The 20,448-nt window shown below is 68.9% G+C and carries 15 protein-coding genes and 1 tRNA gene; 10 read left to right on the top strand and 6 right to left on the bottom strand.

Annotated elements, in window-relative coordinates; all coding sequences use genetic code 11:
* Positions 1 to 31: 31 nt before the first annotated feature.
* Positions 32 to 1,252 (top strand): FAD-dependent oxidoreductase, encoded by a 1,221-nt coding sequence (locus tag K2X73_RS07075; RefSeq protein WP_294109466.1) that lies wholly within the window; start codon positions 32 to 34, stop codon positions 1,250 to 1,252.
* A gap of 92 nt (positions 1,253 to 1,344) precedes the next feature.
* Complete coding sequence (locus K2X73_RS07070; protein ID WP_294109465.1) at positions 1,345 to 2,733, top strand: MATE family efflux transporter; 1,389 nt, start codon at positions 1,345 to 1,347, stop codon at positions 2,731 to 2,733.
* Positions 2,734 to 2,737: 4 nt separating this feature from the next.
* Here the strand turns inward: K2X73_RS07070 and K2X73_RS07065 are convergent, their stop codons facing one another.
* From K2X73_RS07065 to K2X73_RS07055, 3 genes are read right to left on the bottom strand one after another with little or no spacing between them, the layout of a single operon-like run.
* Positions 2,738 to 4,180, bottom strand: coding sequence for an efflux transporter outer membrane subunit (locus K2X73_RS07065; RefSeq protein ID WP_294109464.1), 1,443 nt, complete (start codon positions 4,178 to 4,180; stop codon positions 2,738 to 2,740).
* A complete protein-coding gene (locus K2X73_RS07060) occupies positions 4,177 to 7,344 on the bottom strand; it encodes an efflux RND transporter permease subunit (RefSeq protein ID WP_294109463.1) in 3,168 nt (1,055 codons plus the stop codon). The genes K2X73_RS07065 and K2X73_RS07060 overlap by 4 nt, the downstream gene beginning before the upstream one ends.
* Before the next feature lie 4 nt (positions 7,345 to 7,348).
* Positions 7,349 to 8,506 carry an efflux RND transporter periplasmic adaptor subunit gene (locus tag K2X73_RS07055; protein WP_294109479.1) on the bottom strand — a complete coding sequence of 386 codons (1,158 nt, stop codon included), beginning with the start codon at positions 8,504 to 8,506 and terminating at the stop codon, positions 7,349 to 7,351.
* Between the two features lie 227 nt (positions 8,507 to 8,733).
* Here K2X73_RS07055 and K2X73_RS07050 point away from each other — a divergent pair, with 227 nt between their 5' ends.
* Entirely contained in the window at positions 8,734 to 11,583 is a 2,850-nt protein-coding gene (locus K2X73_RS07050) for a TonB-dependent receptor (protein WP_294109461.1), read from the top strand.
* A gap of 170 nt (positions 11,584 to 11,753) precedes the next feature.
* On the opposite strand, the gene K2X73_RS07045 is transcribed toward K2X73_RS07050, so the two are convergent.
* Together K2X73_RS07045 and K2X73_RS07040 are read right to left on the bottom strand one after the other, a co-directional pair.
* Complete coding sequence (locus tag K2X73_RS07045; RefSeq protein ID WP_294109460.1) at positions 11,754 to 13,034, bottom strand: M20/M25/M40 family metallo-hydrolase; 1,281 nt, start codon at positions 13,032 to 13,034, stop codon at positions 11,754 to 11,756.
* Positions 13,035 to 13,097: 63 nt separating this feature from the next.
* Entirely contained in the window at positions 13,098 to 13,553 is a 456-nt protein-coding gene (locus K2X73_RS07040) for a universal stress protein (RefSeq protein ID WP_294109459.1), read from the bottom strand.
* A 122-nt stretch (positions 13,554 to 13,675) separates the two neighbouring features.
* Here K2X73_RS07040 and K2X73_RS07035 point away from each other — a divergent pair, with 122 nt between their 5' ends.
* From K2X73_RS07035 to K2X73_RS07010, 6 genes are all read left to right on the top strand, one after another.
* A complete protein-coding gene (locus K2X73_RS07035) occupies positions 13,676 to 14,980 on the top strand; it encodes a pyruvate dehydrogenase complex dihydrolipoamide acetyltransferase (RefSeq protein WP_294109458.1) in 1,305 nt (434 codons plus the stop codon).
* Positions 14,981 to 14,990: 10 nt separating this feature from the next.
* Entirely contained in the window at positions 14,991 to 15,194 is a 204-nt protein-coding gene (locus tag K2X73_RS07030; protein ID WP_294109457.1) for a hypothetical protein, read from the top strand.
* On the top strand, positions 15,187 to 15,561 hold the full coding sequence (locus tag K2X73_RS07025; protein WP_294109456.1) for a hotdog domain-containing protein: 375 nt from the start codon (positions 15,187 to 15,189) through the stop codon (positions 15,559 to 15,561). Before K2X73_RS07030 ends, K2X73_RS07025 begins: the two co-directional genes overlap by 8 nt.
* A 3-nt stretch (positions 15,562 to 15,564) precedes the next feature.
* Positions 15,565 to 16,959, top strand: coding sequence for a dihydrolipoyl dehydrogenase (gene lpdA, locus K2X73_RS07020; RefSeq protein WP_294109455.1), 1,395 nt, complete (start codon positions 15,565 to 15,567; stop codon positions 16,957 to 16,959).
* Positions 16,960 to 17,071: 112 nt separating this feature from the next.
* Positions 17,072 to 17,977, top strand: a complete 906-nt coding sequence (locus K2X73_RS07015; RefSeq protein ID WP_294109454.1) for a VacJ family lipoprotein — start codon at positions 17,072 to 17,074, stop codon at positions 17,975 to 17,977.
* A gap of 58 nt (positions 17,978 to 18,035) precedes the next feature.
* Positions 18,036 to 19,310, top strand: coding sequence for an amidohydrolase family protein (locus K2X73_RS07010; protein ID WP_294109452.1), 1,275 nt, complete (start codon positions 18,036 to 18,038; stop codon positions 19,308 to 19,310).
* A 34-nt stretch (positions 19,311 to 19,344) separates the two neighbouring features.
* Here K2X73_RS07010 and K2X73_RS07005 read toward each other — a convergent pair.
* Positions 19,345 to 19,437 (bottom strand) — tRNA-Ser (locus K2X73_RS07005).
* A 184-nt stretch (positions 19,438 to 19,621) separates the two neighbouring features.
* Here K2X73_RS07005 and K2X73_RS07000 point away from each other — a divergent pair.
* Positions 19,622 to 20,383, top strand: coding sequence for a DUF1134 domain-containing protein (locus tag K2X73_RS07000; protein WP_294109451.1), 762 nt, complete (start codon positions 19,622 to 19,624; stop codon positions 20,381 to 20,383).
* The last annotated feature ends 65 nt before the right edge of the window (positions 20,384 to 20,448 follow it).

Raw genomic sequence — 20,448 nt, 5'->3', positions numbered from 1 at the left:
CGCCGCTGGCGTGCCCGGCATAGCACCCGCCATGGACCGGCAGGATGTGGTGATCGTGGGGGCGGGGCATGGCGGCGCGCAGGCCGCGATCGCCCTGCGCCAGGGCGGCTTCGCGGGCACGATCACCCTGATCGGCGACGAGCCCGAGCTGCCATATGAGCGCCCGCCGCTCTCCAAGGACTATCTGGCGGGCGACAAGCCGTTCGAGCGGCTGCTGATCCGCCCGCCCACTTTTTGGGCCGATCGCGACATTGCTTTCCGCCTTGGGAGCCGCGTGGTGCGGCTCGATCCGGCGGCGCGCTGGGTCGAGACCTCTGACGGGGGCCGGCTGGGTTATGGCAGCCTGATCTGGGCGACTGGGGGCAGCCCGCGCCGGCTGGGCTGCGCGGGCGCCGAGGCGGTGCATTATATCCGCACCCGCGCCGATGTGGACCGGCTGAGCGCGGCGCTGCCGGGCGTGCGGCGGGTCGCGGTGGTCGGCGGCGGCTATATCGGGCTTGAGGCGGCGGCGGTGCTCGCCAAGCGCGGACTGGCGGTGACGGTGATCGAGGCGCAGCCCCGGCTGCTCGCCCGCGTCGCCGGCGCGGCCCTGAGCGATTTCTTCGCCGCGGAGCACCGCGCGCATGGCGTCGAGCTGCTACTCGGCGCGCAAGTGGATGCGGTGGAGACCGAGGCCGGGCGCGCTACCGGGGTCGTGCTCGCCGACGGGCGCCACGTGCCCGCCGATCTGGTGATCGCGGGCATCGGCATCGAACCGGCGGTCGCGCCGCTGCTTGAAGCGGGCGCGGCCGGTGGCAATGGCGTGCGTGTCGACGAATTCTGCCGCACCAGCCTACCGGACGTTTATGCGATCGGCGACGCGGCGGCGCACGCCAACGCCTTTGCCGGCGGGGCGGTGATCCGGCTCGAATCGGTGCAGAACGCCAACGACATGGCGACCACCGCCGCCAAGGCGATCCTCGGCCAGCCGACGCCGTATCGGGCGGTGCCCTGGTTCTGGTCCAACCAATATGATCTGAAGCTGCAGACGGTGGGCCTGAGCGCCGGGCACGACGCGGCGGTGACTCGGGGCGATCCGGCGGCGCGCGGGTTTTCGGTAATCTATCTGCGCGACGGCGCGGTGATCGCGCTCGACTGTGTGAACGCGGTGAAGGACTATGTCGCCGGCCGCGCGCTGGTGGCGGGCGCGGTGCGCGCCGACCCGACGGCGCTGGCCGACCCGGAAGTGCCGCTGAAGACACTGGCGGCGTAGCGCGACTTGACGAGGGCGCGCCGTCACTCTGGATCGGGTCCGGGGCGACGAAGCGATTGATTTGATCACCAACCGCTCTAACACCCCTGCCCATGACGAGCCCGCGCGCCTGGACAGCCGAACTGGTCGCGACCTGCCGGCTCGCCGGGCCGCTGGTGCTGACGAACCTCACCCAGCAGCTGATCACCTCAACCGACGTGCTGCTGCTCGGCTGGCGCGGATCGGCGAGCCTGGCGGCGGGCGCGTTGGGGGCGAACCTCTATGTCGCTTTCCTGATCTTCGGCGTGGGCGTCGTGACGGCGGTGTCGCCCATGCTCGCGCGTGAGCTCGGCGCGCGGCGGCATAGTGTGCGCGAGGTGCGGCGCACCGTGCGCCAGGGCTGCTGGGTCGCGTTCACCTTCTGCCTGCCCGCTTGGGTGATCCTGTGGCACGCCGACACGCTGCTGATGGCGCTTGGCCAGGCGCCCGATCTCGCGCGCGAGGCAACGGGCTTCGTCCGCGCGGTGATGTGGGGGCTGCTGCCGGCGTGCCTCTATCTTGTCCTGCGCGGCTTTCTGGCGGCGCTGGAGCGGCCCTTCTGGTCGCTGGCGGTGTCGGTGGTGGCGGTGATCGTCAATGCGCTGCTCAACTATGGGCTGATTTTTGGCAAGTTCGGGCTGCCCGCGCTGGGTGTGGTTGGCGCGGGGCTGGGGAGCAGTATCACCCAGAGCTTGCTGTTCCTGGGGTTGGCGCTGGTCGTCACCCTGCATCCGCGCTTCCGGCGCTATCATCTGTTCGGATGTTGGTGGCACGCCGATTGGCCACGCTATGCCGCGCTTTGGCGCCTCGGGGGGCCGATCGCGGTGACGCTGGGGCTGGAAGTGACGGTGTTCAACGCCGCGGTGTTCCTGATGGGGCTGTTCGGCACCGCAGCGCTCGCCGCCCATGCCATCGCCATCCAGGTAGCGAGCACCAGCTTCATGGTGCCCTTGGGCATCGCGCAGGCGGCGACGGTACGTGTCGGGCTCGCGCTCGGCCGGGCGGACCGGGCGGGGATCGGCCGTGCCGGGTGGACCGCGATCGCGCTCGGCATCGGCTTCATGGCACTATGCGGCGCGGCCTTGCTGGCCGTGCCCGAGCGGTTCGTCGGCGCGTTCCTGGCGCGCGACGCCGCCAATGCGGAGGTGTTCCGCCTCGCGGTGCTGTATCTGGGCGTGGCGGCGGTGTTCCAGATCGTCGATGGCGCGCAGGCGGTGGGCGCGGGGGCGTTACGCGGTCTTCAGGATACCACCGTGCCGATGCTGTTCGCGCTGGTCGGTTATTGGGTGATCGGCCTTGGGACGTCGCTGTGGCTCGGCTTTCACCTCGGCTGGCAGGGGCTTGGCATCTGGTGGGGGCTGGCGCTGGGCCTCGCCGTCGTGGCGGTGATGATGCTGACGCGGTGGAGCCGGCGCGACCGGCTCGACCTGAAGCTGGGCGCCGCGCCGGTCGTGGGGCACTGAGGGGCTACTTCCCTCCGGCTGGGACCGGCCCCTGCGGCGTCACGTCGATCAGCGTGTCGCCGCCCAGCGTTCGGTAGAGCGCGACCAGGTTGGTCGCCGCGATCAGCCGCGTGTTCACCAGCCCCTGCTGCGCCTGATAGAGCTGGCGCTGGGCATCGAGATTGCCGAGATAAGTGTCCACCCCGCCGCGATAGCGCGCGCCGGCCAGGCGGAAAGTCTCCTCGGCGGCGCGGGTCAGCTGTTCCTGCGCGCGGAGCTGCTCGGCGATCGTGCCGCGCCGGGCGAGCGCATCGGCCACCTCGCGGAACGCGGTCTGGATCGCCTGCTCATAGTTCGCGACCGCCGTGTCGAACTGGGCCCGCGCCACGCGCACATTCGCGCGTGCCGCGCCGCCGGCGAACAGGGGATAGCTGATCCCCGGCGTTGCCGTGTAGTTGAACGCGTTGGTGGTGAAGAGGTTGACGAGATTGTTCGAGGCGAGTCCCGCGAACCCGGTCAGCGTCAGGCGCGGAAACAGCGCCGCGCGCGCCGCGCCGATCTGGGCGTTGGCGGCGATCAGCTGATATTCTGCCTGCACCACGTCCGGCCGGCGCAGCAACACGCTTGAATCGAGCCCGGCCGGCAGTTCGGCGAGCTGGGGCAAGGTCTCCTCGATCGAGCCCGGCAAATCGGCCGCGTCGACCCCCGCGCCGACGAGCAACGTCAGCGCATTGACATCCTGCGCGACGAGCGTCGTCTGGTTGGCGACATTGGCGCGCGCGAGTTCCAGCGTTTGCTCGGCCTGGGTGAGATCGGTGCGCGGCGCGACCCCGCCTTCCACTCGGGCGCGGGTGAGGCGCACGCTCTCCTCGGCGATCCGCGCCGTCTCGCGCGAGAGTTTCAGCAACGACTGGTCGGCGCCATATTGCAGCCAGGCGTTGGCGACGTCGCCCACCAGTACCAGCCGGGTCGCGCGCGCGCCGGCCTCACTTGCGAAATACTGTGCCTTCGCGGCTTGGGTGAGCGCGGCGACACGGCCGAACAGATCGATCTCGAACTGGGTGACGCCCAGGTTGAGCGCGAAGTTGGTCCGCTGCCCGCCGACCACCGGCGCGCCGTTATTGTTCGAGCGGCCGGTACCGGGATCGACGAAGCTGACGGTGTTGTTCGAATTGACTGTCGGCAAGTTCTGCGCGCGCTGGATTCGCAGCTGCGCGCGCGCCGCCTCGATATTGGCGAAGGCGGCGCGCAGGTCGCGGCTGTTGGCGAGCGCGCGGTCGATCACCCGCTGCAGGCGCGGGTCGCGGAAGATGTCGCGGTAATCGACGCGGGCGAGTCCGGCGCTGTTGGCGCGATAGGCGTCGCCGCTCGGCCAGGCGATCGGCACCGGCGCTGCCGGGCGCTGATAGCGCGGCACGAATGAGCAGCCGGCGAGCAGCGTCGCCAGGATCAGCGTGGCGCGCTTCATGCCGGCTCGCCTTCTTGCGCCGCCGGTCCGGGCTGATGATGCAGCCGCTTCAGCGCATCGCGCGACGTCCGGCGCACCAGCACGAAGAACAGCGGGATGTAGAACACCGCGAGCAGCGTCGCCGTCAGCATCCCGCCGATCACCGCGGTGCCAATCGCGATGCGCGCATTGGCGCCGGCGCCGGTTGAAATGGCGAGCGGCAGCACGCCGAAGATCAGCGCCAGGCTGGTCATCAGGATGGGTCGCAAGCGGATGCGCGCGGCCTCGACCGCCGCGTCGATCACGCGCTTGCCCTGTTTCTCGGCGGCTTCGGCGAATTCGATCATCAGGATCGCGTTCTTGGCGGCGAGGCCCATCGTCGTCAGCAGCCCGATCTGGAGGTACACGTCATTCACCAGGCCACGCAGCGTCACCGCGAACACCGCGCCCACCAGGCCGAGCGGAATGATCAGCAGCACCGCGATCGGGATCGTCCAGCTCTCATAAAGCGCCGCCAGGCACAGGAACACGACGAGCAGCGCGAGCGCGTAGAGATAGGGCGCTTGGCCCGAGGAAATGCGCTCCTGATAGGACAGCTCCGCCCAGGCGATGGTGGTGCCGGCGAAGCGGCTGGCGAGCGCCTCGATCCGGTCCATCGCCTCGCCCGAACTGCGCCCCGGCGCCGCCTGGCCCTGGAATTCGTAGGAGGATACGCCGTTGAACCGTGAGAGCGAGGGCGGTGCGCTCGACCAGCTCGCCCGCGCGAAGGAACTGAACGGCGCCATCGCCCCGCCCGCCGAGCGCACGAACCATTGGTCGAGATTTTCGGGCGCCGAGCGATAGGGGGCATCACCCTGCACATAGACGCGCTTCACCCGCCCGCGATCGTTAAAATCATTGACATAGCGCCCACCCCAGGCGGTGGAGAGGGTGGCGTTCACGTCAGCCTGGGTGATGCCCATCACCTGCATTTTCTGCTGATCGAGATCGATCTTCAGCGTCGGCTGGTTCTCCAGCTCGGTGATGCGCACCTGCGCCAGCACCGGATCGGCGTTGGCGGCCGCGAACAGCCGGTCGCGCACCGATTCGAACTGGGCGCGCGGCAGGCCGCCGGAATTGAGCAGCTCCATGGTGAAGCCGTTCGATTGGCCCAGGCCCCGGATGGCTCCCGGCACCAGCACGTTGACGCGCGCGTCGCGGATATTGGCGAAGGCCTGCGTCGCGCGGAGCGCGATCGCGTCGGCCGAATTGGCGCGGCCAGGGCGCTGGCTCCAATCGGCGAGCGCGATGAATCCGCGCCCCTGGTTCTGCCCGCCCGCGCCGCCGCCCCCGCCCGCGCCGCTGATCGTCAGTAGCGCGCGCGTGTTGGCCTTCTCGTCGGTCAGGAAATAGCGCTCGACCGCTTCCTGCACGGCGGCGGTGCGGCTGACGGTGGCGCCTGGTGGCAGCGAAAACTGCACCCGCACGCCGCCCTGATCCTCGTTCGGCAGAAATCCGGTCGGCAGCCGCAGGAACATCAGCGCGAGCAGGGCGGCGACGGCGGCATAGATCAACAGGAAAAGCAATTTGCGATCGACGATCCGGGGGATCGCGCCGGCATAGGCGTTGCTCATCGCCTCGAAACGGCGGTTGAAGCCCCGCTGGAAGCGGGCGAAGACGCCCTTCTGCTCGCCATGCGCCGCCGGGCGCAGCAGCGTGGCGGTGAGCGCGGGGGAGAGCACGAGCGCCACCACCACCGACAGGATCATCGCGGCGACGATGGTGATCGAGAATTGACGGTAGATCACCCCGGTCGATCCGCCGAAGAACGCCATCGGCAGGAACACCGCCGACAGCACCAGCGCGATCGCGATGAGGGCGATGTTGATCTCCTCCATCGATTTGATCGTCGCGTCGCGCGGGCTCATGCCCGGGTTCTCCGCCATCAGCCGCTCGACATTCTCGACGACGACGATCGCGTCATCGACCAGCAGGCCGATCGCCAGCACCAGCCCGAACAAGGTGAGCGTGTTGATTGTGAACCCCGCCACCGCGAACACCGCGAAGGTGCCGAGCAGCACCACCGGCACCGCGATTGTCGGGATCAGCGTCGCGCGCCAGCTTTGCAGGAACACGAACATGACGACGATGACGAGGATGATCGCCTCGACCAGCGTCCAAACCACTTCCTCGATCGACAGCTTGATGAACTCGGTCGAATCGGAGGGGTAATCGACGGCGAAGCCCGCCGGCATCGACGCGGTCAGTTCGCGGACGCGCGCCTTCACCAGCTCGGCGGTGGTCAGCGCGTCGGCGCCGGGCGACAGCGACACCGCGAAGCCCGCGCCCGGATGGCCGTTGATCCGGCTGCGGATGGTGTAATTCTCCGCGCCGAGCTCGACCCGCGCGACGTCCTTCAGTTTCACGATCGCGCCGGCTTGGGTGGTCTTCAGGATGATATTGGCGAACTGATCCGGCGTTTGCAGCCGCGATTGCGCGGTGACGGTCGCGTTCAGCATCTGCTGCGGCGGCGCTGGCTGGCCGCCGATCTCGCCGGCGGCGATCTCGGTATTCTGCGCCTGCAGCGCGGTGATCACGTCGCTCGGGATCAGTTGATAGGCGGCGAGCCGATCGGGGCGCAGCCAGATGCGCATGGCATATTGCGCGCCGAACACGTTGGTGTCGCCCACCCCCTTCACCCGCCCGATCGGGTCTTGCAGGTTGCTCACCAGATAGTCGGACACGTCCTGGTTGGTGCGCTTGTCGGTGGTGTCATACACCGCGAAGATCAGCAGGAAGTCCGGGTTCGACTTGGTGACCGTGACGCCTTGTTGCTGCACCGGCTGGGGCAGGCGGGGCAGCGCCTGCTGCACCTTATTCTGTACCTGTACCTGGGCGATATCGGGGTTGGTGCCCTTCTCGAACGTCGCCGAGATCGACACCGATCCGCGCGAGCTGGACGAGGCGCTGAAATAGAGGAGCCCGTCGATCCCGGTCAGCTGCTGTTCGATGATCTGGGTGACGCTGTTCTCGAGCGTCTCCGCCGAGGCGCCGGGGTAGGACGCGCGGATATTCACCTGGGGCGGCGCGACATCGGGATATTGCTCGATCGGCAGCGTCGTCGCTGCGCCGATGCCGAGCAGCATGATCAGGATCGCGATCACCCAGGCGAAGATCGGCCGATCGATGAAGATGCGCGAGATCAAGCGCTCAGCCCCGCCCGCCGCCGCCGGGCGTGCCCTGGCCCTTGGCGGGCGCCTTGATCCGTTGCGGGCTGCCGGCGGGCACCGCCTTCACCGCCATGCCGGGCTTGGCGGCGAGCAGCCCTTCGGTGATTACCCGGTCGCCCGCCTTCAACCCTTGCGTCACGACCCAATCGGTGCCGTGGGTGCGCGGCGCGACCACCGTGCGCGCGACCGGCTTGTTGCCGGGGCCGAGCAGCAGCACGCTCGCATTGCCCTTGGCGTCGCGGCTCACGCCCTGTTGCGGCACCAGGAACGCGCCGGTCGTTAGCCCCTGCGCGAACTGCGCCCGCACGAACATGCCAGGCAGCAGGATGCCGCGCGGATTGTTGAACCGTGCGCGCAGCGTGACGGTGCCGGTCGCGGGATCGACGGTTACCTCGGTGAACTCGACCTCGCCGGTTTCGCCATAATCGGTGCCGTCCTCCAGCTTCAGCGTCACCCGCGCCTTGGCCGGCAGCACGCCCCCGCTCGACAGCGCACGGCGCAGCGCGAGCAGCTCGCCGCTCGATTGCTGGATGTCGACGAAGATCGGATCGAGCCGCTGGATCAAAGCGAGCGGATTGGCCTGGTTCGCGGTGACGAGCGCGCCCTGGGTGAACAGGGATCGCCCGATCCGCCCGCTGATCGGCGCCGGCACGCGGGTGAAGCGCAAGTTCACCTGCGCGGTCTGCAACGCCGCGCGCGCCTGCGCCACCTGCGCCGCGCTTTGGCGGGCGCTGGCGACCGCGTTGGTATAATCCTGCGCGCTCACCGCCTGGATTTCGGCGAGCGGCTTGAAGCGTTCGGCCTGCACCCGTGCCGCCTCGGCCTGGGCTTGGGCCGCCTGCACATTGGCACGCGCCTGGTTCACCGCGGCGACGAACAGGCTGGGGTCGATTTCGTAGAGCGTCTGCCCCTGGCGCACCAGGCTGCCCTCGGCGAACAGGCGGCGGCGGATCAGCCCCGAAACCTGTGGGCGGACTTCGCTCGTCTGATAAGCGGTGACGCGGCCGGTCAGTTCGGTCGTATCCGCGACATTGGTCGGTTTCACCACCACATAGCCGACCGTGGGCGTGCGTTTGGCCTTGCGCGCGTCGTTCGCTTGCCCCCCGCCGCAGCCGGCGAGGAGGATCAGGGGAACCATCAGGGCGATGCCCGGCACGGTCCGCCGGGCCGGGAGGATCGGACTCAGCACGGCGGGTTCCTTAACGGAAAAGGCGGGGGATGCGCCCCCTAATGTGCGGCTGCGACAATGTTGCGACAATTTTTCCGTTGCAGAACAAGGTACGGCAACGTTCACGGCCGGCACCCGGCGGACATAGTTTTGCGACAAGCCATGATTAACCGGCGGCGACTTTTGAAAGGTTGGGCATGAGCGTTTCGGCATGGTTGGCACTCGCGCTTGCCGCACAGGCGACCGCGCAACAAGCCCCGGCGCCCGCGCGCCCGCGCCAGCCGGCCCCCGCCGCGGACGCGGGGGATGACGAGGATGTCGTCGTCACCGCCGGGCGCAAGCCGCCGGGCTCGGCGATCGGCGACATTCCGCCCGATCAATCGCTGTCGCCCGCCGATATTCGTTCCTACGGCGTCAGCTCGGTCAATGATCTGCTGACCGAGCTGGGGCCGCAATTGCGCTCGGGCGTGTCGAGCGGGCCGCCGGTGGTGCTGCTCAACGGCCGGCGTATCTCGGGCTTCCAGGAGATACGCGATCTGCCGGCGGAGGCGATCCTGCGGGTGGACATTCTGCCCGAGGAAGTGGCGCTAAACTACGGATTTCGCCCCGATCAACGGGTGATCAACTTCGTCCTGCGCCCGCGTTTCCGCGCGGTGACGACCGAGCTCGACAGCCGCGTCGCGACCGATGGCGGCACCGCGACACCTTCGGGCGAGCTCGATCTGCTCAAGATCACGCGCACCGGCCGCTTCACCGTGCATCTGGAATATAGCGAAACCTCGGCCCTGACCGAGGCCGAGCGCGGCGTCGCCTTCACCCCCGGGCTTGCTTCGGCGGGTGGCAATATCAGCGCCGGCGGCGGGGTGATCGACGCGCGGCTGTCGGCGCTCGCCGGGCAACCGGTCACGGTGGCGGCGGTGCCGGGGTCGGCGGCGACCAGCGCGCCCCCGCTCGCCGATTTCGTCGCGGGCGCCAACCAGCCGAGCGTCACCGATCCGCGCCCGTTCCGCACCTTGGTGCCCGCCAGCCGCCAGCTTCAGATCAACAGCGTCTATGCGACGACGATTTTCGGCGACGTGGGCGCGACGATCAACACCCAGCTCCAGGCCAATGACAGTCGCGGCCTGTTCGGCCTGCCGACCGTCAATTTCAACCTGCCTGCGGGCGGGCCTTATTCACCGTTCGGCCAGCCGGTCACGCTCACCCGCTCCCCCGCGGGGTTCCTGCCGCTGCGGCAAGGGACTGATGGCATCACCGGCCATCTGGGCACCACGCTCAACGGCCGGGTCGGGCGCTGGCAATGGACCTTCACCGGCACCTTCGATCGCACCGATACCACGACGCTGACCGATGCCGGGCTGGACACCGCCGCGTTCCAGGCGCGGCTTACGGCGCTCGATCCGCGCGCCAATCCATACGGTCCGCTCACCGCCGCCGATGTCGCCGCGCTGCCGGTCAATCAGGCGTTTTCGAGCGTGACGACGGGCGGGGTGGACCTGCTGGCGAACGGCACGCTGTTCCGCCTGCCGGCGGGCAACGTCGCCGCCACCTTCCGCGCGGGCGGGCAGAGCCTCAATATCGACAGTGATTCGCGGCGCTTCGGCGCCACGCAGACGGCGGCGCTCGGGCGATCGATCGCCAACGGCAATTTCAGCTTCGAACTGCCGATCACCAGCCGCCGCCAGCACTTCCTCGACGCGGTCGGCAACCTCTCGGCCAATGTGAACCTCGGCTATGATGGCCTGTCCGACTTCGGCACCCTGCGCACGGTCGGCTATGGCTTCAATTGGTCGCCGATCGAACCGGTGCGGCTGATCGGCCAGGTGACCGAGCAGGATCAGGCGCCGAGCGTCCAGCAGCTCGGCAATCCGGTGATCACCACCCCCAATGTGCGCATCTTCGATTATGTGCGCGGCGAGAACGCGACCGTGACGCTCGTCACCGGCGGCAATCCGGGGCTGGTGGCGAGCAACCGCCGCACCCAGCGGCTGGGGCTGACGGTCGAACCGTGGAAGGGCAAGGATCTGACGATCTTCGCCAGCTACACCGACACGCGCGTGCGCGGCGCGACCGCCAATTTCCCGAGCGTCACCGCGGCGATCCAGGCGGCCTTCCCCGATCGCTTCACGCGTGACCCACAAGGCACGCTGCTGCGCGTCGACACGCGGCCGGTGAACTTCGCGGAGACCGAAAGCCGGCAGTTCCGCTATGGCTTCAACTTCTCGGTGCCGATCAAATCGAAGATCCAGAAGCAGATCGAGGCGTTTCGCGCCGGCAAGGGGCCGAACCCGTTCCAGGGACTGCGTCCGCCAGGGAGCATCTTCGGCGGTTCCGCCTTCGGTCCCGGTGGACCCGGCGCGGGCGGACCGGGCGGCGCGCCCCGGTTCGGCGGGGGCCAGGGGCAGCCGCCGGGGCAGGGCCAGCCCGGCGGTGGTCAGGGCCAGCCGCCCGCACCGGGGCAAGCCGGCGGCCCGCCACCGGGACAAGGCGGCTCTGGCGGCGGTGGCTTCCGGGGCGGTGGCTTTGGCGGCGGGGGCGGCTTTGGCGGGCGCGGCCAGGCCGGCGGGCGCCTGCAATTTGCGCTCTACCACACCATCCGCCTCGCCGAGACGGTGCAGGTGGCCGGGCAGGGGCCGCGCCTTGATCTCCTCAACGGCGACACGGTCTCCACCGGCGGCGGCCAGCCGCGCCACGAGGTCGAGGCGCAGGCGGGCTATAACAACAACGGGCTCGGCGCGCGGCTTTCGGCGAATTGGCAAAGCGCGACGCGGGTGAACGGCGGCGTCGGCGGCGGGCAATCGCTGCGGTTCGGCGCGCTCGCCACGGTTAATCTGCGGCTGTTCGCCGATCTCGGCCAGCGGCTGGAGCTGGTGAAGCGCCAGCCCTGGGTGCGCGGGATGCGGGTGAGCGTGGCGCTCGACAATGTGTTCAACAGCCGCCAGCTGGTGACCGACCCCAGCGGCGCGACCCCGATCGCTTTCCAGGGGGGCTATCTCGACCCCACCGGACGGACGGTGCGGCTGGTGGTGCGCAAGCTGTTCTTCTGAGGCTTCGCGCGGAGGCGCTGCGACGTCCTAGCCCTCTCCCGTTCACGGGAGAGGGTTGGGTGAGGGCCTTTCTGCTCAGAGCGCCGTATCGCCCCACAGCCCTCTTCCCCAACCCCCGCCTCTGAAGGTGGGCTCAGCCGTTCTCACGGCTTCTCGTCCCGAACGAAACCCTACCGTCCCGCCGGCCCGGCGAGCACCGGCACGCTCTCTGCTCCGCTTGCCGACAGCGACGAAACCGCGAAAAGATAATCGTCGATCGACACATTTTTCAGCACCGCGCCCGGCGCGGCCACGTCCTTGAAATCGCTCCAATCGAGCCGGTCGGTCCGCCGCCAGCGGATGCGATAGCCCGTCGCGCCGGGCACCGCTTGCCAGTTGACCTTGGTGTCGAAACTCAGCGCCCCATCGATGGTGACGCCTTCCGGCGACGCTGGGGCGGCGGCGATGCGGCGCGCGGCCGCCACGTTGATCGCGGTGACCTTCGCCAGGTACGCGAAGTCCATCCGGTCGATCGTGTCGCCATACACCCGCCCGCCCTCGGTGCGCGGGTCCTGGTGCTGCGCGTCCCAATTCTCGGCGCCGACCGAGAAACGCACCGCCGGATAGCCCAGTCGCAGGAACGGCTCGTGATCGCCGCCGCGCCCGAACCGATCGGGCCGGCGATCGACGAATACGTCGAGCCCACCCTTCAGTCGTGCCGCTTCGCCGTCGATCAGCTTGGCGAGCGCACGGCTGGGGCCGTCATCCTCGCCGCCATTGCCGCGCCGCGCGCGCTGCTGCGGCAAGTCTTCCGACACGCGAATGCCTTCCGAAAATACCCGCACCCGGTCGGCGACCGTCACCCCGCCCTGGCCGATCGTGTTGCCGACGATATCGTTGTTGAGCACCGCGCTCACCCGCCAGCCCCGCTCCTTGGCGGTTTCGGCGAGGAGTTGCCCGCCCCACAGCCCCTGCTCCTCGCCGGAAAAGACGGCATAGACGATCGTCGCGTCGAATTTCTCGCCAGCGAGAAGCCGCGCCGCCTCCAGCACCAGGGCGACGCCCGAGGCATTGTCGTTCGCGCCCGGCGCGTCGCCGGTCGCGTTCATCACGTCGCTCGCGCGGCTGTCGATATGCGCGCCGATGATCACGACGCGGTTCGGATCGCGCCCCGGCTGGATGCCGAGCACATTCTCGACGATCACCCCGTTCGGCGCGCGCGGTCCCTCGAACCGGCGGGCGATGCGTTCGACCCTGATGCAGCCACCGCACGCCTTGCCGATCGTCTCGAACCGCGCCTGCGCCCAGTTCCGCGCGGCGCCGATGCCGCGCTTGGGATCGCTGGTGGTGGAGAGCGTGTGCCGCGTGCCGAAGCCGACCATCGCGGTGACATCGGCCTTGAGGCGGGCGGGATCGGGCGCGGGTGCGGCGGCGATCAGGGCAGGGGCGGCGAGGGCGAGGATGAGGCGCATGGCGGCCAAGCTGCCGCGCGGAGGCGACGGGCGCAAGTCACGATTGGCGGTGCGGCCGCCCCCTCAACTCAACCGATCAATCTCCTCCGGCGTCAGTCCGCCCGGCACGATCATGATCGGCACGCTGAGCGTCCCCGCTTCGCTGCCCGCGAAATAGGCGATCAGCGGTCCCGGCGTCCCGCTCGCGGCGGCGGCGAGCACCAGGGCGGCGATGTTCGGATTGGCGGCGACCTGATCGCGGATCACCTTGCGCGCGTCGCCCCGGGCGACGGCGATGTGCGGCTTCAGCCCCGATTCGGCGATCAGCGTGCCGGCGGCGGCTTGCACCAGCCCCTCGGCATGAACGCGCGCTTCCTCCTCGATCGTCGCCTGTACGCCGCCCCACGGCATCAGATCGGCGGCGGGGAGCAGTGCCACGATCTCCGCGCCGCCCCCGGTTTTCACCGCGCGGTGGGCGGCGAAGCGGAGCGCGACGCTGGCTTCGGGCGTGTCGTCGATCACCACCAGATAAGTTCGCATTGCAGGCCCCTGTTTGCGGCCCGGGAAAGGTGGCCCGCGCCGCGCCCTGGCGCAAGGTGCCGGCTTGACGCGCTGGCGCGTTTGGCGAAGGGAAGGGCTCCCCAGGACCGAAGGACGCGTTCATGCCCATCGAACTGAAGATGCCCGCCCTCTCGCCGACGATGGAGGAAGGCACGCTCGCCAAGTGGTTGGTGAAGGAAGGCGATAGCGTGAAGTCCGGCGATCTGCTCGCCGAGATCGAGACCGACAAGGCGACGATGGAGTTCGAGGCGGTCGACGAGGGCGTGGTCGCGAAGATCCTGGTCGCGGAAGGGGCCGACAATGTGAAGGTCGGCACGGTGATCGCGCTGATCGAAGGCGAAGGCGCCCCCGCCGCGAAGGCGCCCGAGGAAACCCCGGCGCCCGCGCCGACCCCCAAGGCCGAAGTTGCTCCCACGCCGCCGTCTGCCCCGGCGCCCGCGCCCGCCCCGGTGGCGCCCGCGTCGCATGAGGGCGATCGGATCAAGGCGAGCCCGCTCGCGCGCCGGATCGCGGCGCAGAAGGGCGTCGATCTCGCCCAGCTCAGCGGCTCTGGCCCCAATGGCCGGATCGTGAAGGCCGATGTCGAGGGCGCGACCCCGGGCGCGTCCGCCGCGCAACCGACCGCCGTCGCCCCCGCCGCTCAGCCCACCGCAGTGGCGGCCGCGCCGGCGCCCACCGCCGCGCCCGCCCCTGCCAAGCCCGCCGTCATCCCCGACATCCCGCACGAGGCGACCAAGCTTTCCAACGTGCGCAAGACGATCGCGCGCCGCCTGACCGAATCGAAGCAGCAGGTGCCGCACATCTACCTGACGGTGGACATCCGCCTCGACGCGCTGCTGAAATTGCGCGCCGATCTCAACGCCGCGCTCGGCGCGACCGGCGTGAAGCTGTCGGTCAACGATCTGCTGATCAAGGCGCTCGCGGTGTCGCTGGTGCGCGTGCCCAAGTGCAACGTGATGTTCACGCCCGATCAGCTCATCACGTTCAAGCGCGCGGACATTTCGGTCGCGGTGTCGGCGCCCTCCGGGCTCATCACGCCGGTGATCACCAGCGCCGATACCAAGGCCGTCTCGGCGATCTCGACCGAGATGAAGGACTTGGCCGCCCGCGCGCGTGATCAAAAATTGAAGCCCGAGGAATATCAGGGCGGCACCGCCTCGCTCAGCAACATGGGCATGTTCGGCATCAAGCAGTTCGAAGCGGTCATCAACCCGCCCCAGGGCATGATCATGGCGATCGGCGCCGGCGAGAAGCGGCCCTATGTGATCGACGACGCGCTCGGCATCGCGACCGTCATGTCGGCGACCGGCAGCTTCGATCACCGCGCGATCGACGGGGCCGACGGCGCCGAGCTGATGCAGGCGTTCAAGGCGCTGGTCGAGGCACCGCTCGGCATGATCGCCTGACGGGGCCATCATGGGCCGCTTCGTCGCGATCGAGCTGTTCCACATCGCGCTCGGCATCGGCCTGGCCGTGCTGATGGCCTATGGCGCCGCCTGGGCGGTGCCGCTCGCCCGCGCCGACATCTGGACGATCGCGGCGCTGGCGGTGATCGCGATCATCATTCTGGGCGTGCGGCCGCTCGCCCGCGCGCATCGGCGTGATCGGGGCCATGGCTGAACCTGCCGGCGAACTGATGATCCGCGCGACGGTGATGCCCGCCGACGCCAATCCCTATGGCACCGCCTTTGTCGGCTGGCTGATGGGGCAGATGGCGCTCGCGGCCGGCGCGCTCGTTTCGCGCGAGGCGGGGGCGCGAGCGCCGGTGGTGGCGGCGGAGGGGTTCAGCTTCACGGCCCCGCTCGAGGTGGGCGATGAACTCAGTTGCTATGCGATGATCGCCGGGCAGGGGCGAACCTCTTATCAGGTGCAAGTCGAGGCCTGGGGGCGGGGCCGCCACGGCACGGCGGTGGCGCGCGCCGCCGCCGGGCGTTTCATTCTGGTCGCAATCGGCGCAAAGGGCGCCCCGGAAAGTACAGGAGCGTAAGCGATGGCCGAGCAATATGATCTGATCGTGCTGGGTTCGGGTCCGGGCGGCTATGTCGCGGCGATCCGGGCGAGCCAGCTGGGGCTGAAGACCGCGATCGTCGAGCGCGAGCGGCTGGGCGGCATCTGCCTCAACTGGGGCTGCATCCCCACCAAGGCGCTGCTGCGCACCAGCGAAATCTATCATTACATGACCCATGCCGACGCCTATGGCCTGACCGTCGAGCGGCCGGGGTTCGATCTGGCGAAGATCGTCGAGCGCAGCCGCAAGGTGGCCGGGCAGCTCAACGCCGGCGTCAAGACGCTGATGAAGAAGAACAAGGTCGCGGTGCACGAAGGCACCGGCGCGATCACCGCGCCCGGCAAGCTGAATGTGACGCAGGGCGACAAGGTGACCGAGCTGGAGGCGCCGCACATCATCGTCGCGACCGGCGCGCGGGCGCGCGACCTGCCCTTCGCCCCCGCCGACGGCAAGCGCATCTGGACCTATCGCCACGCGATGACCCCGCCCGAAATGCCGAGCAAGCTGCTGGTGATCGGATCGGGCGCGATCGGGGTGGAGTTCGCCAGCTTCTACCGCGACATGGGCGCCGAGGTGACGATCGTCGAGCTGTTGCCGCGGCTGCTGCCGGTGGAGGATGAGGAAGTGAGCGCCTTCATGGAAAAGGCGCTCACCAAACAGGGCATCCGCATCCTCACCCAGGCGGGGATCGAGGGGCTGAAGGCCGGCGCGAGCGGCGTCAGCGCGGCGATCAAGGCCAAGGACGGCACGGTCAGCGAGGAGCAATTCAGCCACGCGATCGTCGCGATCGGCATCGTTCCCAATACCGATGGCATCGGCGTCGAGGCGTTGGGGGTGGAATTGGCGCGGGGGCACATCGTCGTCGATGGCTATGGCCGCACCAACGTGCCCGGCATCTACGCGATCGGCGACATCACCGGCGCGCCCTGGCTGGCGCACAAGGCCAGCCACGAAGGCGTGGTGTGCGTCGAGGCGATCGCCGGCCTCAACCCGCATCCGTTCAAGACGTGGAACATCCCGGGCTGCACCTATTCGCGCCCGCAAGTGGCGAGCGTCGGCCTGACCGAGGCCAAGGCCAAGGAGGCCGGGCACAAGGTGAAGGTGGGCAAATTCCCCTTCATCGGCAACGGCAAGGCGATCGCGCTCGGCGAGGCCGAAGGTTTCGTGAAGACAGTGTTCGATGCCGAGACCGGGGCGCTGCTGGGCGCGCACATGGTCGGCGCGGAGGTGACCGAGCTGATCCAGGGCTATGTGATCGCCCGCCAGCTCGAGACGACCGAGGCCGAGCTGATGGAAACGGTGTTCGCTCATCCGACGCTTTCGGAAATGATGCACGAAAGCGTGCTGGGCGCTTACGGGCGCGCGCTGCACATCTGATGCTCGGCCGGGCGGTGTTGCCGGCGCGCGAGCTACATTGCTGCGCAACTCGCGATAGATTTTTGCGGAAAATTGGGGAACAGGTGCGCCGAGGATCGTTGAGGGAACGAAAATGAGTTTGCCGGTAATTGCCATTTTCGCCGTGCTACCGGCGCCGGCGCTCCCTCCCCAGGCCGCCCCCGCGGTCGAATCGACCGCGGCACCTGCCGGGTTGATCCCGCCGCCGGCGGTTCCCGCGCCGCCGGTGCCGGTAGTGATCGCCGGCACGCCGCAAGCCGCCGAGAGCGGCCAGCAGGACATCGTCGTCGAAGGCAGCGCCGCGCCGCCCAAGAGCGACCCGATGCAGCAGGTGAACCAGGTATCGTTCGCCGCCACCCAGGCGGTGGACAAGGCGTTTTTCGGCCCCGTCGCGCTCGGTTATCAAAAGGCGGTGCCCCGGCCGGTGCGGACTGGCATCCGTAATTTCCTGCGCAATGTCGGCGAGCCGGTGGTGTTCGTGAACTATCTGCTCCAGTTCAAGCCCGGCAAGGCGGCGGAGACGGTGGGGCGGTTCCTGATCAACTCGACCGCCGGCGTGGCCGGATTTCTCGATGTCGCGGTCGCCAAGCCGTTTCGCTTGCCCTATCGCCCCAATGGCTTCGCCAACACGCTCGCCATTTATGGGGTAGGGCCGGGGCCGTATCTGTTCCTGCCGCTGATCGGGCCGACGACGGTGCGCGATCTGTTCGGGCGCGGGGTGGATGCCGCGGTGCTACCACTGTCGATCGGTTTTCCGTTCGACGATCTGCGCTACAACATCCCCGCCAACGCGCTGCGCTCGATCGATTACCGCGCCGAGTTCGATGGCGATTACGTCGCGGTCCGCGCCGATCCCAACCCTTATAAGGCGCGGCGCGAGCTGTATCTCGCCTACCGCCAGGCGCAGATCGACCGAATTCGCGGCAAGGTGAAGATGCCCGACGATCAATTGCTGCGCTCGACCGCGCCGGTGCCCCCCGCCCAGCCCGCCCCGCGCTGACTTGCCCCCGGCCCAGCGCCGCGCCATGCTGCGCGCCGTTGTGGCAAAAGGGGGGATTATGAAGACCTTGGCACGCGCGCTCGCGCTGATGTTCACCGTGGCGTCGGCGCCACTCAGCGCCGAAACCGTGGTCGTCACCGCCGATCGGCTGGTCGACGTGGCGAGCGGCAAGCTGGTCGAGCGGCCGGCGGTGGTCATCACCGATGGCAGGATCACGGCGGTTGGCGCGCAAGGCCAGGTCGCGCTGCCCCGCGACGCGAAGCGGATCGACCTGCCGGGGCAGACCCTGCTCCCCGGCCTGATCGACATGCACGTCCATCTCGACGGCGACCCCCGGATCAGCGGCTATCGCCAGCTCGAATATACCGACAGCTTCTGGCAGGCGGTGGGCGTCGCCAATGCGCGCGCGATGATCGAGGCGGGGTTCACCACGGTGCGCAATGTCGGGTCCGACAATTATAACGATGTCGGGCTGAAGCAGGCGATCGAGGGCGGCTACGTCGCCGGCCCGCGCATCGTGCCCGCGACCTATGCGATCGGCGCGACCGGCGGGCATTGTGACGGCACCGGCTCCCTGCCGCCGCGCTTCGGCGAGCTGCCCAATCCCAGCGTCGCCGACAGCCCCGAGGCGTACCGCAAGCTGGTGCGCACCTTGCGCAAATATGGCGCCGAGGTGATCAAGATCTGCGCGACCGGCGGCGTCCTTTCCAAGACCGACGCGGCCGGCGCCCAGCAGATGACCTTTGACGAGATCAAGGCGGTGGTGGACGAGGCGCACATGCTCGGCCTGCGCGTCGCCGCGCACGCGCACGGCACGGAAGGGATCAACGACTGCCTGCGCGCGGGCGTCGACACGATCGAACATGCAAGCCTCGCCACGCCCGAAAGCTTCGCGCTGGCCAAGGCCAAGGGCGCGTGGTTCTCGATGGACATCTACGACGACGACTACATCCTGGCCGAAGGCGCGAAGAACGGCGTCTTCCCCGAAAGCCTGGAGAAGGAACGCCAGATCGGCCGCAAGCAGCGCGAAACCTTCCGCGACGCGCACCGCGCCGGGGTGAAGATGGTGTTCGGCACCGATAATGGCGGGGTGTTCCCGGCCGGCCAGAACGCGCTGCAATTCGCCAAGATGGTCGAATGGGGGATGACCCCGATCGAGGCGATCCGCGCGGCGACGCTCAACGCCGCCGAGGCCCTCGGGCGCGGCGACGTGGGGCAAGTGGCGGTGGGGCGCTATGGCGATCTGATCGCGGTGGCGGGCGATCCGCTGAAGGACGTGCGCCTGCTCGAACATCCCAGCGCGGTGATCAAGGGCGGGGTACGGGTGAAATAGGCCCGAAGCCGATGGCTTAGCGTGGCATGGCCGGTGGCGGAGACGGAGGGATTCGAACCCTCGGTACCCCTAATCGGAGTACGGCGGTTTAGCAAACCGCTGGTTTCAGCCACTCACCCACGTCTCCGGCTCAAGCGGCGAGGGGCGGCTATAGCCACAGCCCCGGGGCATTTCAACCTCCCGCCGCGTCACCCTGCCGCAAAAGGCGCGCTCGGGTCGGCGCGAAAGCGACTCGCCCTGTCGCCGTTTACTTGGCGTTAACCATCGTCAAGCGATAGTAACCATATGCATAGGGCAAAGGGGTAACCATCGTGGCACGCTCGACTTTCCGCCGCGTCGCGGCGTCACTGGCCGGCTTGGCGCTTGCAGGCGCGGCGCCGGCGCAGATGCGCACCGTCGATCCCAACTCGGCGATCGATCGCGATCTGGCACCCGCGCCCGCGCGGGCACCCCAGAGCCCGGCGCCCGCTTATGGCGATCCGGTCCCCGCCGAGCCGGTGGCGCCGGCGCCCATCAACAGCGCGCCGCCGGCCACGCCCGCCGCTCCGGCGCCCAATGGGATCGTCGCCGATCGGGCGACCGCCGCCGGCGATACCTATAAGCGCAAGGACCTGATCGCCGCCGGCGAGGATGTGTTCGGCCGCGGCGCGCAGGGCTTTGCCGGGCTGATCGAGAAAATCCTGAAGGAGCAGGGCGAGCCCAACGCCTATATCGCCGGGCGCGAAGCATCGGGCGCGTTCGTCGTCGGGCTGCGCTATGGCTCGGGCGTGATGTCGCACCGGGTGGAGGGCGACCGGCCGGTTTACTGGACGGGGCCGTCGATCGGCTTCGACGCGGGCGGCAATGCCTCGAAAGTGTTCGTGCTGGTCTATAACCTTTACGACAGCCAGGAAATCTATCGCCGCTACCCGGAGGGCGAGGGGCACCTCTATTTCGTCGGCGGCTTTTCGGCGACCTATTTGCGGCGCGGCAACATCGTCCTGATCCCGATCCGCCTGGGCGTCGGCGCGCGCGCGGGGGTGAATGTGGGCTATATGAAGTTCAGCGAAAAGGCGAAGTGGCTGCCGTTCTAGGATAAGGGCTGCAAGGCGGCCGCTTTGCGGGGGATGTCGGAGCGGGCGGGATTGGAGTGAAAGAC

This window comes from Sphingomonas sp. (assembly GCF_019746665.1).
Lineage (GTDB): Bacteria > Pseudomonadota > Alphaproteobacteria > Sphingomonadales > Sphingomonadaceae > Sphingomonas.
The sequence above is the reverse complement of the archived record's forward strand: the minus strand, read 5'-3'. Positions and strand labels throughout refer to the sequence as shown.

Bases quoted from the DNA above. Each gene is read 5' to 3' on its own strand.
- K2X73_RS07030 (WP_294109457.1), top strand. From the start codon at position 14,991: ATGGGCCGCTTCGTCGCGATCGAGCTGTTCCACATCGCGCTCGGCATC.
- K2X73_RS07045 (WP_294109460.1), bottom strand. From the start codon at position 13,034: ATGCGCCTCATCCTCGCCCTCGCCGCCCCTGCCCTGATCGCCGCCGCA.
- lpdA (WP_294109455.1), top strand. From the start codon at position 15,565: ATGGCCGAGCAATATGATCTGATCGTGCTGGGTTCGGGTCCGGGCGGC.
- K2X73_RS07025 (WP_294109456.1), top strand. From the start codon at position 15,187: ATGGCTGAACCTGCCGGCGAACTGATGATCCGCGCGACGGTGATGCCC.
- K2X73_RS07040 (WP_294109459.1), bottom strand. From the start codon at position 13,553: ATGCGAACTTATCTGGTGGTGATCGACGACACGCCCGAAGCCAGCGTC.
- K2X73_RS07075 (WP_294109466.1), top strand. From the start codon at position 32: ATGGACCGGCAGGATGTGGTGATCGTGGGGGCGGGGCATGGCGGCGCG.
- K2X73_RS07050 (WP_294109461.1), top strand. From the start codon at position 8,734: ATGAGCGTTTCGGCATGGTTGGCACTCGCGCTTGCCGCACAGGCGACC.
- K2X73_RS07065 (WP_294109464.1), bottom strand. From the start codon at position 4,180: ATGAAGCGCGCCACGCTGATCCTGGCGACGCTGCTCGCCGGCTGCTCA.
- K2X73_RS07055 (WP_294109479.1), bottom strand. From the start codon at position 8,506: ATGGTTCCCCTGATCCTCCTCGCCGGCTGCGGCGGGGGGCAAGCGAAC.
- K2X73_RS07070 (WP_294109465.1), top strand. From the start codon at position 1,345: ATGACGAGCCCGCGCGCCTGGACAGCCGAACTGGTCGCGACCTGCCGG.
- K2X73_RS07035 (WP_294109458.1), top strand. From the start codon at position 13,676: ATGCCCATCGAACTGAAGATGCCCGCCCTCTCGCCGACGATGGAGGAA.
- K2X73_RS07010 (WP_294109452.1), top strand. From the start codon at position 18,036: ATGAAGACCTTGGCACGCGCGCTCGCGCTGATGTTCACCGTGGCGTCG.
- K2X73_RS07015 (WP_294109454.1), top strand. From the start codon at position 17,072: ATGAGTTTGCCGGTAATTGCCATTTTCGCCGTGCTACCGGCGCCGGCG.